Source organism: Staphylococcus sp. acrmy, from assembly GCF_022690565.1.
Classification (GTDB): Bacteria; Bacillota; Bacilli; order Staphylococcales; family Staphylococcaceae; genus Staphylococcus; species Staphylococcus caledonicus.
On the sequence record NZ_JALCVE010000007.1, the window covers coordinates 61262 to 76733 of the forward strand.

The following is a 15472-nucleotide window of genomic DNA, read 5'->3' on the forward strand; positions in this document are numbered from 1 at the left end:
ACGGGGTTGTTTTTATATTTTTTAGTATAGAGAAAGGATATTATGTGAAAATTTTGGATTTGGAATATACATAAAGATATTTTTAACTTGCAACAATCATATGAATTTTGGTAAATAAAAAAAGAACTACACATTTTAAATAGAATGCATAGCTCTTCTTTATCTTGCATACGAGTTAAAATAACTCGCGAGACCTATTAGTCTCTTTCCTCATTAGTTAGTTTATACTGTTGGTCTATTGAAGTCAATAATTTTATCTAATCCTATAAAAAACCTTTTGATATTTAATGCGTTATCATAATAGCTTTTATTCCTTTTATATCGCTTTTGAAGTTTGTCCAAATCGTGATATCTTGCTTGGATAATTGCATTGCTACAAACTTGATTATGTAGTTCTAGGGTAGCGAAAATATCTATGAAATTTTTTATACCGAACATGTTTCTAGATATTCGTATATTATTTCCTTTTTCAAATAAATACTGAGGAGATCTACTGTCATAGTTCAGATTTGCTATGATAGGTTGGTTGTGAGCTGATTTGTTTCTTATATTTTTAACTAAGGGCATTAAAATATTAGCAACTCTTAATTCTTCGTCATTGTACTTCTTGTAATAAAAGTTGAGAAACGAAACAAATTGTCCTAGTTGCATAAATTCAATGCAAATCCATACGGGTGGATTTTGATAGTATTTGTTCAACTTCTCGGGTAGTTGACCTCTTTTTTTCATATGTTTAAAAATTTCATTTTTATTTTTGATTTTGGTTTCTTCAACTTCTTCTGGTGTTCTTGAATCTGGATCTAAATTTGAATTATTATAAGAGTTATCAATACATAAGAACTCATCTATTATTTTATAACCGTCTTCTTGGTTATTTTCTGTTATTAGTTTTAAGACTAGGCACTTTAAACTATGTTCAATATCTAAAGTTATATGCAACATTGTGTATTTTAACCTCATATCTATAGTTGCTAAATCTGATAAATAAGCAAATTCTATAAAATAGCCACCATTCTTTTTTTCGAAATTTTTTCGGAAATAGGCTAATTTAAAAAAATAATTATTATTTCTAAGAATTTCTTTTGCTTTTTCGGTGCCAATAATATTAAAAAATATATTCATCTGTTTTAATTTCGTTATTTGCTCATCGAAATTGAGTATAGGCTTAATTTCTGCTAGTGTATCATCTGTTTCCAATATTAACTCTCCATTTTTTAATTTATTCATCATAGCTTGTGCTATTTTATCGGTTACATGTGTATAAATTCTTTAATATTGTTTTAAAGTCTGTGTGTCCTACTCTATTTTGTATTGCTTTTATATTAATGTCTAATTGTGCTAGCGTTGATATATGCGTGTGTCTGAGTGTATGCGTGGTTACAGATTTTTTATAGAACTAATTTCAGTAGCCTCTTTAATAATACTATTCACTTTATTTAAGTCGATAGGGCTACCAGCTGTATTGGTGAATATGTAACCTCTATCAATAAACTTGGTATTCCACTGGTTTTCTTTCTTATTCTCTAAAATAAGTGTTTTAAGTAAGTTGATACTTTGAGTAGTTAGCCCAATAGTTCTATAACTTTTACTTGTTTTAGTAGTCTCTTTTACTCCGAATGCCACTATTTCCTTATCGGTTACCGAATTAATTGTATCATCGATATCTAGCGTCTTATCTTCATAGTTTATCTTCTCTCTTTATAGCAAGTAGCTCTCCAATACACATACCATTGGCAATTTGGAACTGTACTGTAGCTTTTACTATATTATAGTTACGTTTACGAGTTGAATGGTTTTTATGCTTAATTAGATAATCAAAACACTTCATTAACTCTTTAACTTCACTATCTTCTAAATAATTGTTTCGCTTTAGTTATTATAGGTTGGTTAGGAAATTTTATGAGTATTGTATATAGCTATATAACTTACAATACACAAAAAAACGGTTAGTGATTTCTCATCACCAACCGCTAAATGTCTTACGCTTAATATAGCTTACATTAAATTGTTATAGACGAATGTCTACATCGTCGAATTGTTTTTGGTATTCTTTGTATTTACTTTCGACTAACATTTGATATGGTGTGTCGAAGAAGTCTGCAAGGATCATTGCATCTTTGAATTTTGGTTCATGTTGATGGTTTTCCCATTCCCACAATTGATGTGGCTCATAGTGTGTACCATATTTTTTATTTATTAATTCTGTTAGTTCATTAATTTCTAAGTTTCTTTTTGTTCTTAAATTAAAAAGTGTATGTGAACTCATAAAGCATAACCTCCTCAAACTTAAAGTTTGTATTAAATATTAATTGTCTAAATTTCTTACTAATTAACTTCTCCAACAAACCCATTTAAGTCATTCATAAATCTAACCCTAGTTATTTTTCTATATTATTCCTGTTCACGATATTTATCAAGTGTTTAATTTAAGCTGGTATTGTAATAATTTCCAATTAAATTAACACAATAAGTGAAGAACAATTAGTTGTTCCATATAAAATTAAAAGAAAAAATTAGATAAATATGAAAACTATACATAGATTTATTAAAATATATTCTGTTCTAAGTTCTAAAAAAAGTTTAAAAAATTTCAATAAAAATGTTTATACATGTGATGAGGTGGTACAAGTAAGAAGTAAATAAAAAAAGAAAGTAAGGAGAGTTAAACTATGGGCTTTATTGTTATGTTAATCGTCGGCGGCTTAATCGGTTGGATTGCCGGTATGATTATGGGTAAAGATATTCCAGGTGGCATCATCGGTAACATCGTCGCTGGATTAATCGGTTCAGCTGTAGGTAGTAAATTATTAGGTACTTGGGGTCCTGTATGGGGCGGAGTGCCAATTATCCCAGCATTAATCGGTGCAATTATCGTTATTTTCGTAGTATCATTAATTTTACGTGCTTTAAGAAAATAATATTAATAGATGATAAAAGAGGGCTACTTGTGAAAAGTAGTCCTCTTTTTTGATATATAACTATTGGAAATTTAGTTTATGATAATTCTACTAGGTGATTGAGTTGCTGTATTATACTTATGAACATCGTCATAATCATAATTTTTAATAATTTCACAACCTAATGGATGTCTACCGTTATCTACATGGTTATTGATTTCTTCAAGTACCTCTAAAATTTCATATTCAGGCGTTTCGGTATTGAAAGAATATTTAAATATATGACCGTGAGTTGATCTTACAGTGGCAATAAGTTCTTCATCTATCATTTTATAGTCTAATAATTCCATTATTGCACCCCCAGTATTCGTAATTTGCTACCTTCAATGTATCACTTAAAAGCGCATAATGACAGGGGTTTTACTTAAATGTGAATGATTATCATTTCATAAATAATATGTAGTTATTAACTTCATTTTTAAAGGAAAATAAATTAAAAAATGGCATAAAAATAGGGTGACGTCGGGTTAAGGCGTCACCCAGGAGTATTATGTTCATGAATATAAAAGACTTTGTAGTTATCACTAACTACACATTTATAGTATCATGTATTCTATTCCAAAGACAATCATAAATCCTTAAAAAATACGAAATTTTTTCATTACTATAAAAATTGTAAAAATTTTTAATTGAGAGACGTTTATTATATTTAGATGTTTTATTGTAAGACTGCCTTCTGTCCTTATTATCAGATTGAATAAATATTATTTTTTTGATTTAGTAAGAGTAAGTAATTTTAAAGAAAGTGAGGTTTTGAAAATGAAAATATATTTAGTGAGACACGGTGAATCTCAATCTAATTATGACAATAAACATCATCGCGCTTACTTCTGCGGGCAATTAGATGTGTCGCTGACAGAGAAGGGGGTGGCAGGAGCGAAGGCTCTAGAAACGTACTTTAAAGATATACAAGTTGATCATGTGTATGTTTCGGATTTAACATGAACTCAAGAAACGTATCGCCATATCTTTCCTTATAAAATACCTACAACCGTTACACCGTTATTACGTGAACGTTCTCTAGGCATCTTTGAGGGCAAATACAAAGATAAATTATCACAAGAAGAACAGTTTAGTCGTTATTTTAATCATCCCGATTATAAAGATTTTAGACATAGTTTCACGCAAAAAGCTCCAGAAGGTGAAAGCTATAGAGACGTTTATCACAGGGTTCAATCATTTTTTGAAAATGTGGTAAATAAAGAAGACGATGCCATTGTTATTGTCGCGCATCAAGTGGTAATCAGATGTATTCTCGTTTACTTTGAAATGATAACCGAAGAAGACGCTTTAGACTATAATGTGGAAAATTGTAAGCCATATTGCATAGAAATATAAAAAAGCTCCCAATATTGATTAGAGTTAACATAACTTAATCATATTGGGAGTTACTTCTATTTATCTAACACATCAGTTTTAATATTTTTATCATCTAGGAATTTCTGAATCTTATCTTGTTGTTTACCATTAACATCGCCCGCATAATGCGTAGGTACGTCTACTACATTAATTGTATTTTGAGGCTCGTAATTGAGTTCTTCAATACTTTTATCAACGTCAGAAATTGTACTATTTAACGCGTGGAAATAGTTAATAATGCGGTCTACATTTTCTTTATATCCGCTAGGAAGAGTATTGTTTTTAACAAATTTCTTGAAATGTAAATCGTTTTTAACAGCTAAGTTAGAAAGATTGCTAAGTTTTTTAGCTTGTTCGTCTGTTACTCGAGTTTGCCCAGTACTTTGACGATCAATTTCACTTTGCATTACATATTTATTATCTAAAATATCACTATTAACGTCTAAATATTTTTTAATTGCTTTATTCGTTTCATCTTCGCTAAGTTTTTGACCTTTTTTATCAGATGAAAAGATATCGCTCTCAGTTAAATCTTTAGCGTGCTCCGGCGCGTTAACACCATTTTTATGATGCTGATTACTACTTGTATTTTGATTATCTTCTTGAGGCGCACAGGCACTTAAAGTAAGTAACAATGTTAAAAAGACACCTATTATCATACTCTTTTTCATAGATTTCAATAATCTCCTTTATCAGTCAAACATCTACTTTTAAGCATAACAATAGAGTATCATTTATAGAAAAAGATTTGAACGTCTGAAGCTTAAAATTATTCATAATCTATGAACAATTTGTGGCAATTTAAAAAATGCTCATTTTATTAATTTTTGAAAAGTATATAAAGTCAGGGGAAATATAAAAAAGCAGAATGCCCATTAAGAGCTTCTGCTATACGACGATATTTGATAGGTTAAGTGTTTGTTTATAGAAATAAATTCTAACAGTTTTTGGAATAGTAGTTTGGTTAACTTAATTTATAATAATTATTAATTTCTAATGATATAATCAAACACGTTTAGGCCTGCATTGGCACCAGCGCCCATTGAAATAATAATTTGTTTATTTTTTTGATCAGTCACGTCACCAGCAGCAAAGATTCCTGGGACATTAGTATTGTTATTACGGTCGATAACAATTTCTCCACGTTGATTCAATTCTACTGCGTCACCAATCCAACTAGTATTTGGAACTAAACCAATTTGTACGAAGATACCGTCTAGGCTTAATTCTTTCATTTCACCTGATTCTAAATCTTCGTAACTAATACCAGTTACATGGTCTTCACCTAAAACTTCAGCAGTTCTAGCATTTGTGTGAATGTCTACGTTTGATAGAGAACGTAAACGATCTTGTAATACAGTATCTGCTTTAAGTTCTGATGAATATTCAAATAAAGTAACGTGCTTAACAATACCGGCTAAATCAATAGCGGCTTCAACACCAGAGTTACCGCCACCTATAACTGCTACGTCTTTATTTTCAAATAAAGGTCCGTCACAGTGAGGGCAGAAAGCAACACCTTTATTGATTAAGCGATCTTCGCCAGGGATATTAAGTTTACGCCAGCTTGCGCCTGTTGAAATAATAGCAGTTTTTGTTTCAAGAACTGCGTCATTTTCAAGTGTTACGCGAATAGCTTGGTCAGTTTTCTCAATATTTGTAGCGCGGATACCTGTCATAGTATCAATATCGTAATCTTCAATATGTGCTGCTAAATTAGCTGAAAATTGAGAACCTGTTGTTTCTTTAACAGTAATAAAGTTTTCAATACCTGCTGTATCGTTAACTTGTCCACCAATGCGGTCAGCTACGATTCCTGTACGTAAACCTTTACGTGCAGTATAAATTGCAGCACTACCACTTGCTGGTCCACCACCGATAATTAATACATCGTATGGGTCTTTATTTTCATATTCAGAAGCGTCTTGAGTGCTTCCTAATTTAGTTAAAATATCTGAAATAGTCATACGACCATTGCCAAATTCTTCGCCGTCTAAGAACACTGCAGGTACTGCCATGATATCTTCTGATTCTTCACGGAAGACAGCACCATCAATCATTGTATGAGTAATGTTAGGATTAACAACACTCATTAAGTTTAGTGCTTGTACGACATCTGGACATTTTTGACAAGTTAAACTTACATAAGTTTCGAAGTTGTAATGGCCTTCTAAACTTTTGATTTGGTCGATAATTGATTGTTTCTCTTTAGGCGCACGACCACTTACTTGTAAGATAGCAAGTACAAGTGAGTTAAACTCGTGACCTAATGGAATACCAGCAAATGTTACGCCATTTTCTTCTTCAGGTTTACTGATTGTAAAACTTGGCGTACGTTTTAATTCTTTTTCAACAATTGTGATGTGCTCAGACATCTCAGCGATTTCATCTAAAAGTTCTTTTAACTCTTTAGATTTATCATCAGAACCTATACTAGCTCTGAATTCGACATCGCCTTCCATAAGGCCTAAGAGTTGTTGTAATTGTTCTTTCAAATCAGCATTAAGCATTTTTTAATGCCTCCTTAAATTTTACCTACTAAGTCTAATCCTGGTTGTAATGATTCAGAACCTTCTTCCCATTTAGCTGGGCATACTTCACCTGGATGTTTACGTACATATTGAGCTGCTTTGATTTTGTTTACTAATGTGCTAGCGTCACGTCCGATACCGTCTGCATTGATTTCAGCTGCTTGTACTACGCCATCAGGGTCAACGATGAATGTACCACGTTGAGCTAAACCAGCTTCTTCATCTAATACATCGAAGTTACGAGTGATAGTTTGAGAAGGGTCACCAATCATGTGGTATTGGATTTTGCTAATAGCATCTGAATGATCGTGCCAAGCTTTGTGTACGAAATGAGTATCAGTTGAAACTGAGAATACATTTACACCTAAGTCTTGTAATTTGTCATATTGGTTTTGTAAATCTTCTAATTCAGTTGGACATACGAATGAGAAGTCAGCTGGATAGAAGCATACTACACTCCATGAACCTTTTAAATCGTCTTGGCTTACTTCTTTGAATTCGTCATTTTTAGGATCATAAGCTTGCGCTGTGAATGGTAAAATTTCTTTGTTAATTAAAGACATAACTTAAATTCCTCCTGATTTTCGTTAATTTAATTAGAACTACATAATAATAATTGCTTATTTATAATAATTCTAATCTCTTAGTTAATATTATTGCACTTCAGTTCTTATTCGTCAACTTAATGTGCTTATAGTCGTGAAATCATTGTTTTAATAGTGTCAAATTAGGATTTTTAATATTATGTTAAGAAGTTTAAGAAGTATTGAATTTTAAGATTTTTTGTTAAATAATGTAAAGTTCAAATCCCTCTTACTATCAATTATCCTTTATCATTCTCAACTAAACATCTGTATTTGATAATGAATAGTATCTAGGAGGATTTATTTTTGGAAAATGAAGAAGTAAAACGCCAACGAGAAACGTTTATATATAGTGAAGAAGATGAAAAAGAAAGAGGATAGGATAGAAACTATTAAATTTCAAAGGTTTCGTTATCCCGTCCCTACAAGGTTGTCTAAAATAAAAGTTAAGATATATATTTCAATGTTATTTAAAATGATTGCTATTCTACAACTTGAACTGTAACAGAACCGACTTTATAATATTCAGCAGTATAATTACCTTGTTCTAAGTGTAAAGGAGAGATGAAAGTACCTGATGAAATAAACTGACCTTTCTTAAGTTGTTTACCATGAGAATGTAACTTTTTATTGAGCCACTTAACAGCTTCAACTGGGTTACCGAGTACTTCACTAGAATGACCAGTTTCAATTTGAGTCCCATCTTTAAATAATTTCAAATTAATATCTGCAAATTTATCATAATCGAGTGGTGCTACGCGTTCGCCAACAACAATTAAACCTGTTGCCGTATTATCTGAAATCAAATCACCTAAAGTAAAGTTAGGGAACCAGTCTTTATAGCGAGCGTCAGGAATTTCTATACCTGCAGCTATTTTCACACTTTCTAATATCGTTTGGTTATCCGCATCTTTAGGAAGGTCGGCTGTCAGCTCAAAAATGATTTCAGGTTCTAATAACGGATCAAATAAATTAGATAATGATACATTAGCATCATTAAACACAACTTGATTTGATAATATCGTTCCGTAAGCTGGCTCGTCAGTATTAGCAATGGCCTGTGTAGCAGCACTTGTCATGCTTACTTTGTAGCCTTTTACAGTAGTGTCATATTTAGTGTTGAGTTGGCTAATTAAATCATCTTGCGTTTTATATGCTTCTGGTTCGCTAATATTGAAAGATTTACTTATAAATTCGATAGGTTGTTTAGAAGCATAGGCTTGATATAAGGCGTTTGCTACTTCTTTATTTGCTTGAGTCATAATATCTCTCCTTAAATATCTGAAAATTGTTATTATTATGATAACTATAATTGAGTATTCATGCAAATTGTTTAAGTAGTATTGTGAGGTCATTTTAAAAGAAAAATAAAATATAAATTGTTACGATATAAATACTAAGGATAAAAGGAGAGAATGTGATGGCAGACTATGTTTATGATTTAATGAAAAGACATCATTCGGTAAGAAAATTTAAAAATAATCCGCTAAGTGAAGAAACAGTAAGAAAGTTAGTTGAAGCTGGCCAAAGCGCCTCTACATCAAGCTACTTACAAACATATTCAATTATTGGCGTTGATGATTCTAGAATAAAAGAACAATTAAAAGAGGTCTCAGGGCAGTCTTATGTTGTAGATAATGGTTACCTATTTGTATTTGTTTTAGATTATTATCGTCATAGTTTAATTAATGAAAAAGTAGATACTGATATGGAAACGTCTTTTGAATCAGCAGAAGGGCTATTAGTAGGCGCAATTGATGTGGCACTAGTATCTGAAAATATAGCTTTAGCCGCTGAAGATATGGGCTACGGTATCGTCTATTTAGGTTCATTACGTAATGACGTAGGTCGCGTACGTGAAATTTTAGACTTGCCTGAGTATGCATTCCCATTATTTGGAATGGCAGTAGGTGAACCTTCTGAAGATGAAAATGGCTCGCCAAAACCACGTTTACCATTCGAACATGTCTTCCATAAAAATGTATACAATAGTAACAAAAAAGAACAACAAGAAGAATTAGAAAAGTATGATGAGCGCATTAGTAATTATTATCAAGAACGTACAAACGGAGATCGTTCAGAAACTTGGTCACAACAAGTAGCTGGTTTCTTGGGTAAAAAAGCTCGTTTAGACATGTTAGAACAATTAAATAAAGCAGGTTTTATGAAAAGATAAAGAATACAAAAAAGCGTAGCCAGTCATTCCATAATGTTGATATACGACAACATTGGAACATTGGCTACGCTTTATTATCCAAATCATTAATTCGTAGATAAATCACCATATTGATCTGAATTGAATTTTTCTTTATCAAGATTACCTGTTAGTTTAGCTGTACCTGTACCAGCAAGCATTGAGTCATTAACGTTTAATGCAGTACGACCCATATCAATGATAGGTTCGATAGAAATAAGCACACCAGCTAAGGCTACTGGTAAATTAAGTGTTGATAAAACAAGGATTGAGGCGAATGTTGCACCGCCACCAACACCAGCAACACCAAATGAACTAATAACTACTACTCCGATTAAAGTCAGAATAAATTGTAAATCGATATCTACATGTGCAACTGGTGCTACCATGATTGCTAGCATCGCTGGATAGATACCTGCACAACCATTTTGTCCAATTGATAAACCGAATGAAGCTGAGAAGTTAGCTATACCGTCCGGCACACCTAAACGTTGTGTTTGTGTTTGAACATTTAATGGTAATGAACCGGCACTTGAACGTGAAGTAAAGGCGAAAAGCAATACTTCTAATGTTTTCTTAACGTAACGAATAGGGTTAATACCCATAACTGCTAAGATAATTAAATGAATAATATACATTGTGATTAAGGCAGCATAAGATGCGACCATAAATTTACCTAGCGTCCAAATGGCTTCAAAGTCACTTGTAGCAATCGTAGAAGCCATGATAGCAATGATACCGTATGGTGTTAATCTTAAAACAAAAGTAACAATTGCCATAACTAGAGAGTAAATAGCATCGATACCACGTTTTAATAAATCACCATGTTCTGGTTGTTTACGTGCTACACGTAAGCATGCAAATCCTACAAAGACCGCGAAGATAACAACAGCAATTGTTGAAGTCGTTCTTTGACCAGTGAAGTCTAAGAATGGATTACTTGGTAATAATTCTAAAATTTGTTGAGGTAACGTATTTGCCGTTAAATCTTTGGCCTGACTACTAATTTCACTTCCACGTGAATTTTCTGCGCTACCTAAGTCAATGCTTGAAGCGTCTAAGCCAAATACAATTGCATAAAAAATTCCTACTATAGCAGCTATTGCTACAGTACCAATTAAGAACATAAAAATATAAGAACCAATTTTAGCGAATTTATCACCAATTTGTATTTTGCTAAATGCAGAAACAATTGAAATAAAGATTAATGGCATAACTATCATTTGTAATAAAGCAACATAGCCGTCTCCGACAATACTAAACCAGTCCGTAGTTGTTTCGATTACTTTAGAGTTAACGCCATATATTAGATGTAAAGCTATCCCGAATACAATCCCTATACCTAGGGCAGTAAATACTCTTTTAGGGAATGACACATGTTTTTTAGCCATAATAAATAGCCCAATAATAAAGGCGATCATTATAACAATATTAATAATTGTAAAAAGCGTCCCCATGAAATTAGTCTCCTTTGCGCAATTTTTAATTCCGATATACTTAATAAGAATAATACTGTTTAGTTGTTAATTCAATACCTGAAGGCAAAAAGATGCAGATAACCCTATTTTTATTATTAATTTAATTAAACTTATAAAATTATTTATTAATTGTTTTGCTAGTTATTTACTATGGCAATTTTCTATTATATAATTGAAAATGATTATCATTAGGAGGTTTGTTTTTGAAATACATTTTAATAACGGTGGGGATCTTATTTACCATAATTGGTTTTATAGGTGTCGTCTTACCTTTATTACCAACAACGCCTTTCTTATTGGTCGCAGTTATTTGTTTTTCTAATAGCTCAGAAAAATTTAGAAAATGGCTTGTAAACACTAAAATATATAAAAATTACGTTGAAAGTTTTAAAAATAATAGAGGCTACACCTTGAAAAATAAATTTAAACTTTTACTTAGTTTGTATATAGTAATTGGGTTTTCAATTTTTATGATTGATAACACTCTTGTAAGAATTGGATTGGTAATAATGGTATGTCTACAAACGATAGTTCTATTCACTTTTGTAAAAACACTTCCGGAAAATTAAAAGGGGGACATAACTCATGTTTATGGCTGAAAATCGATTAGAATTGAAAAAAGGTAGTGCTAAAGAAACAGCAGAACGCTTTAATAAGCGACAAGGTATTGAAAATATTAAAGGTTTTAAAGATATGATGGTAACCATCACTAATGATACTAACGACGTAGATGAAGTTAAGATACTAACTATTTGGGAGTCTAAAGATGCATTTAACAACTGGTTACATTCAGATGAATTTAAAAATGCACATAAAAATGTAAGACAACATAGTGAAGATAGTGAGAGTCCTATTCTAAAAAATGAAGTTATCACTTATGAAGTCGCTTATAAATATAAACAATATGATAAATAGCATTAAATAAAACTATTTGGGTACTCTAATATCTTATAAAGAACTTTAAGTTAAGGAGAGATATAGATGAGTGAAAGAAAATTAGTAATGATTACTGGATCATCTTCAGGTCTTGGCTTTGAATTAGCAAAATTATTTGCCCAAGATAACTTTGATGTAGCGATGTCAGGTTCAAGTGAAAGAATCTATGAATCTGCTAAAGAAATTGAACGATTAGGTGTAGAAGCTTATCCATTTCAAGCTGACGCTGGAACATATGAAGGTGTAGAAGACTTTTGGAATTTTGTTGCTTCTAAAAATAGAAATCTTGATGCTGCAGTATTAAATGTTGGAATAAGTTTAGGCGGCGCCTTTTTAGACAATCCGTTAGAAAAAGAACTTAACCTTATCGATATTAATATTAAAGGCACTGTGCATATGGCAAAAAGAGTAGCACAACATATGGATAAAAATGGAAAAGGCGATATTTTAATTGTTTCTTCACTTTCAGCAACATTACCAACACCTTACGAAACGGTATATGGACCGTCTAAAGCCTTTGGTTTCATGTTTGCAGAAGCGTTAAGAGAAGAATTAAAAGAAAGTAATATCAATGTAACAGCAATGTTGCCTGGTGCTACTAATACAGATTTTCATCATAATGCTGGTATGGACTCAAGTTACTTTGGAGACGACAGTATTAAAAATGATAAAGAATTAGTTGCGAAACAAGGTTACGAAGCATTGAAAAACAAACAAGACCATGTTGTTTGCGGTGACGAAGCAACTAAAAAAGAAGCAGAAGAAAATAGAAAAACACCAGAAGACGTTAAAGCAGCTAGACACGCTAAAAAAGCAAAATTAAATCAACGCTAAAGCTATGATTGATTATTGAAATTTATAAGCATATATAAAAAATAGCCTTAAGATGACTTTATCTAAATCATCTTAAGGCTATTTCTGGTGAGCAATCATGGTCTCACTTTTGGGTTTTGCTTGAATTAGACGATGAAACCCTTAAATTATATTAAAGTTCTTTAGATTATTAAAGATTAAACAAACGTGCTAAAAATCCTTTTTTCTCTTCAGTTGGTCTGCCGAGAGGTGAAGATTGTGACTGTTGTGTTTTAATATCTTCTTTTAATGTGTCAATCGATTGTTGATTATTATCATTAATCTCTTTAACTAAACTATTTTTAGTGTATTCTGATTGTTCTTTTTGAGCAGTTTGAATAGCTTCTTGAGAATTTTGAATCGCAAGTAATGATTGATTGTTAGTTTCTAATTTTTCAGTGATTTGACTTTGTAGCTCTTTTAATTCATTTTGTTGTTGATGAACTTGGCTAATCATTTGACCAAGCATTTGACGTTCTTCACGCATTTTTTGAATTTCAGAGCGTAAATCATCTACTAATTGAGAAACGCTATTGTCAGTAGGTAATTGTTCGTTATCATCTTTGACAATGACTTGTAAAAAGTCTTTTTCCTTTTCTAATTCTTCAAAGGCTAAATCATAACTATTTGTTTGTTTAACTTTTTCAGCAATATCTTGGAAAAGTTCAATATCTTCATCTTTAAAATCAGTAGCTTCACGGCCACGGTATTCGGTCTTACTAAGTTGGTAGCCACGTTCTTCTAAATGTTGGACAATTTTACGGACTTGTTTTTCACTTAGTTCGACGCGTTGAGCAAATTCTTTAGTTAACATAGCTCGAAGTCCTTTCGTATAAATATTTATGTACACTGACGTTTGTCTTCGGTCAGTGAAACGTCAGTCTAACCTCGCATACTAGTTTAACCCTTTATATTGCTCATTTCAAGTGTTCTTACAAGGGAAGACGTAAATTCATTCTCTCTAAAAGTGGATAAATAATTTCTCTTGAAATACCGTTAGCAAAAACATATTTAAGTATATAGTTCGATTTCACACTAGCTGGATAAATGTCTTTTGTAAGTTCAATATTAGATTTAATAAACAAGTCTACCTCAAAAGGTTCTTCATCCTTAGTATAGTTAGGATGAAGATAATTAATTTCGCTTTGTTTTTCAAAACCATTGTCTAATAATAGCTGTTGACGATGTGCTAACTTTTCTTCATCAAATTCTACCTCTGTGCTATGTTCTTTTGGTACTTCTATCATCATAAAGTTAATGTCACGAGAATGTACTTTTTGAGCTAGTTTATTTAATTGATCTTCAATTTTTTCAAGGGTATGCACAAATAGCTCATCATAGTCTGATGAAGGAGCTACCATTAAGTGAACTAGAAATGCTGAATTAGTCGTGGCTTCATAATGAGCCAAGGCGAGGCTCACGACTTCATTCTTTTCTGTGCCAATCACAATAGCGTAATCATTTTCAGTTTTGTTGTTTTGTAAGGATTGTTTAACTAATGCGCTATTTTCATAAAAGTTAATATCCAATTGTTGATTGTAGAATTCGACCGCTTTATCAAAATATTCATCTTTTAAAGATTGAATTGTATGAAATTCCACGACGTCACCCCCGTAATTTTTTGTTATAGTATAGCACATTTCCAAATAGGATAACTTATATAAATTCGTGATTAATAAAAACACCGTAAAATGAACTATTGTGAAAGTTCATCTTACGGTAATTTGTGGTTATTAAAATTAGAAATTATGATTTAGGACCTTTAGATTCGTTAGCATAATGCGTAATATCGATTTCTTCATAAGCTGAATTGTTTTCTTCAACTTCGTTGTGTGAAGTGTTGTCTTTATTAGCAACTACTAAATATTTACCTTTTAAGACTTCTTGTTTATACTCTTCTAAACGATCTTCAGTTAAGTTGAAACGAGTTAAGACAGCTTCTTCTCCGTCTTCGCCAGTTAATAATCTTGACATACGGTCGCTAAATGAACCACTTGTAGCAATTAATGTAATTTGAGAGTTATGTAAATCATCTAAGTGTAATTTACTTTTACTAACTACGACTAATTCGTTTTCTGAATAGCCTTCAGCTTTTTTCTTTTCGATAACGTTATAAATTTCATTTTGTTTGTCTAATACAGTAAAATCTGCCATATTAATCGTCCTCCATCTTTCGTCCTACTTTTATTAAAATATACCCTAATAAGCGTTGATAAAACTAAACTATACTTATTATATAATTAAATCAATGGAGTTTACAAATAACGCTTTATTTCGTCTTGTTATACGCTTACATTTGTAAATATTGTAATATCTGGCTCCAACTCTCTTTATCATATTGAAAATAAGGCGATAATTTGCTATCATCAGTAAATAATTTATATCGCTCATATAATCTAAAGAATATGGCTTTAGAAGTTTCTACCATGTTGCCGCAAACGACATGACTATGAGTTCAGTAACAATACAGCTAGAAAATAGACGTATATTTAAATGCTATCTAGAAATACGATATTACGATTGTTTGATTTTAGAGTATGACTAAGCTTTCAAACTGACTCTATGGGGTTGAACAACTTTT

Annotated in this window: 15 protein-coding genes, 3 pseudogenes and 1 riboswitch; of the genes and pseudogenes, 6 read left to right on the top strand and 12 right to left on the bottom strand. The window is 31.7% G+C overall.

Annotation, left to right across the window (positions count from 1 at the left end; all coding sequences use genetic code 11):
- Window positions 1–222 precede the first annotated feature (222 nt).
- From FH144_RS08595 to FH144_RS08605, 3 genes and pseudogenes are all read right to left on the bottom strand, one after another.
- Window positions 223–1161 (bottom strand): Abi family protein, encoded by a 939-nt coding sequence (locus tag FH144_RS08595; protein WP_242315206.1) that lies wholly within the window; start codon window positions 1159–1161, stop codon window positions 223–225.
- Window positions 1162–1212: 51 nt separating this feature from the next.
- Window positions 1213–1870 (bottom strand): annotated as a pseudogene (locus FH144_RS08600) (tyrosine-type recombinase/integrase); the annotation flags it as partial.
- Window positions 1871–2008: 138 nt separating this feature from the next.
- Entirely contained in the window at window positions 2009–2266 is a 258-nt protein-coding gene (locus FH144_RS08605) for a transcriptional regulator (RefSeq protein ID WP_103166511.1), read from the bottom strand.
- A 403-nt stretch (window positions 2267–2669) separates the two neighbouring features.
- On the opposite strand from FH144_RS08605, the gene FH144_RS08610 reads away from it, so the two are divergent.
- Window positions 2670–2918, top strand: a complete 249-nt coding sequence (locus tag FH144_RS08610) for a GlsB/YeaQ/YmgE family stress response membrane protein (RefSeq protein ID WP_103165686.1) — start codon at window positions 2670–2672, stop codon at window positions 2916–2918.
- A 71-nt stretch (window positions 2919–2989) separates the two neighbouring features.
- Here FH144_RS08610 and FH144_RS08615 read toward each other — a convergent pair whose 3' ends face one another.
- Window positions 2990–3247 carry a hypothetical protein gene (locus FH144_RS08615; RefSeq protein WP_198612215.1) on the bottom strand — a complete coding sequence of 86 codons (258 nt, stop codon included), beginning with the start codon at window positions 3245–3247 and terminating at the stop codon, window positions 2990–2992.
- Window positions 3248–3716: 469 nt separating this feature from the next.
- Between FH144_RS08615 and FH144_RS08620 the strand changes: the two are divergent.
- Window positions 3717–4295: pseudogene (locus FH144_RS08620) on the top strand (histidine phosphatase family protein).
- A gap of 56 nt (window positions 4296–4351) precedes the next feature.
- On the opposite strand, the gene FH144_RS08625 reads toward FH144_RS08620, so the two are convergent.
- The 4 genes from FH144_RS08625 to FH144_RS08640 all read right to left on the bottom strand — a co-directional run bounded on the left by FH144_RS08625 (window position 4352) and on the right by FH144_RS08640 (window position 8693).
- Window positions 4352–4987, bottom strand: coding sequence for an NDxxF motif lipoprotein (locus FH144_RS08625; protein ID WP_242315129.1), 636 nt, complete (start codon window positions 4985–4987; stop codon window positions 4352–4354).
- Window positions 4988–5302: 315 nt separating this feature from the next.
- The gene (gene ahpF / locus FH144_RS08630; protein WP_242315131.1) at window positions 5303–6826 is read right to left on the bottom strand and encodes an alkyl hydroperoxide reductase subunit F; all 1524 of its coding nucleotides are present in this window, start codon (window positions 6824–6826) and stop codon (window positions 5303–5305) included.
- A 14-nt stretch (window positions 6827–6840) separates the two neighbouring features.
- A complete protein-coding gene (gene ahpC / locus FH144_RS08635) occupies window positions 6841–7410 on the bottom strand; it encodes an alkyl hydroperoxide reductase subunit C (protein WP_107507694.1) in 570 nt (189 codons plus the stop codon).
- 503 nt (window positions 7411–7913) lie between these two features.
- Complete coding sequence (locus FH144_RS08640; protein ID WP_242315133.1) at window positions 7914–8693, bottom strand: 2-keto-4-pentenoate hydratase; 780 nt, start codon at window positions 8691–8693, stop codon at window positions 7914–7916.
- Between the two features lie 158 nt (window positions 8694–8851).
- Here FH144_RS08640 and nfsA point away from each other — a divergent pair, with 158 nt between their 5' ends.
- A complete protein-coding gene (gene nfsA / locus FH144_RS08645; protein ID WP_242315135.1) occupies window positions 8852–9607 on the top strand; it encodes an oxygen-insensitive NADPH nitroreductase in 756 nt (251 codons plus the stop codon).
- An 86-nt stretch (window positions 9608–9693) separates the two neighbouring features.
- Here nfsA and FH144_RS08650 read toward each other — a convergent pair whose 3' ends face one another.
- The gene (locus FH144_RS08650; protein ID WP_107507697.1) at window positions 9694–11082 is read right to left on the bottom strand and encodes an L-cystine transporter; all 1389 of its coding nucleotides are present in this window, start codon (window positions 11080–11082) and stop codon (window positions 9694–9696) included.
- 224 nt (window positions 11083–11306) lie between these two features.
- On the opposite strand from FH144_RS08650, the gene FH144_RS08655 reads away from it, so the two are divergent.
- The 3 genes from FH144_RS08655 to FH144_RS08665 all read left to right on the top strand — a co-directional run bounded on the left by FH144_RS08655 (window position 11307) and on the right by FH144_RS08665 (window position 12873).
- Window positions 11307–11672 carry a YbaN family protein gene (locus tag FH144_RS08655; protein ID WP_107507698.1) on the top strand — a complete coding sequence of 122 codons (366 nt, stop codon included), beginning with the start codon at window positions 11307–11309 and terminating at the stop codon, window positions 11670–11672.
- Window positions 11673–11688: 16 nt separating this feature from the next.
- A complete protein-coding gene (locus FH144_RS08660; RefSeq protein WP_242315137.1) occupies window positions 11689–12018 on the top strand; it encodes an antibiotic biosynthesis monooxygenase in 330 nt (109 codons plus the stop codon).
- Between the two features lie 66 nt (window positions 12019–12084).
- Window positions 12085–12873, top strand: coding sequence for an SDR family NAD(P)-dependent oxidoreductase (locus FH144_RS08665; RefSeq protein WP_242315139.1), 789 nt, complete (start codon window positions 12085–12087; stop codon window positions 12871–12873).
- Window positions 12874–13206: 333 nt separating this feature from the next.
- Here FH144_RS08665 and FH144_RS08670 read toward each other — a convergent pair.
- The 3 genes and pseudogenes from FH144_RS08670 to FH144_RS08680 form a co-directional block, all read right to left on the bottom strand.
- Window positions 13207–13705: pseudogene (locus tag FH144_RS08670) on the bottom strand (DNA-binding protein); the annotation flags it as partial.
- Window positions 13706–13823: 118 nt separating this feature from the next.
- Entirely contained in the window at window positions 13824–14492 is a 669-nt protein-coding gene (locus tag FH144_RS08675) for a hypothetical protein (protein WP_242315141.1), read from the bottom strand.
- A gap of 145 nt (window positions 14493–14637) precedes the next feature.
- Window positions 14638–15045 (bottom strand): general stress protein, encoded by a 408-nt coding sequence (locus FH144_RS08680; protein WP_242315143.1) that lies wholly within the window; start codon window positions 15043–15045, stop codon window positions 14638–14640.
- Window positions 15046–15258: 213 nt separating this feature from the next.
- Window positions 15259–15361: riboswitch (purine riboswitch) on the top strand.
- Window positions 15362–15472: the final 111 nt, after the last annotated feature.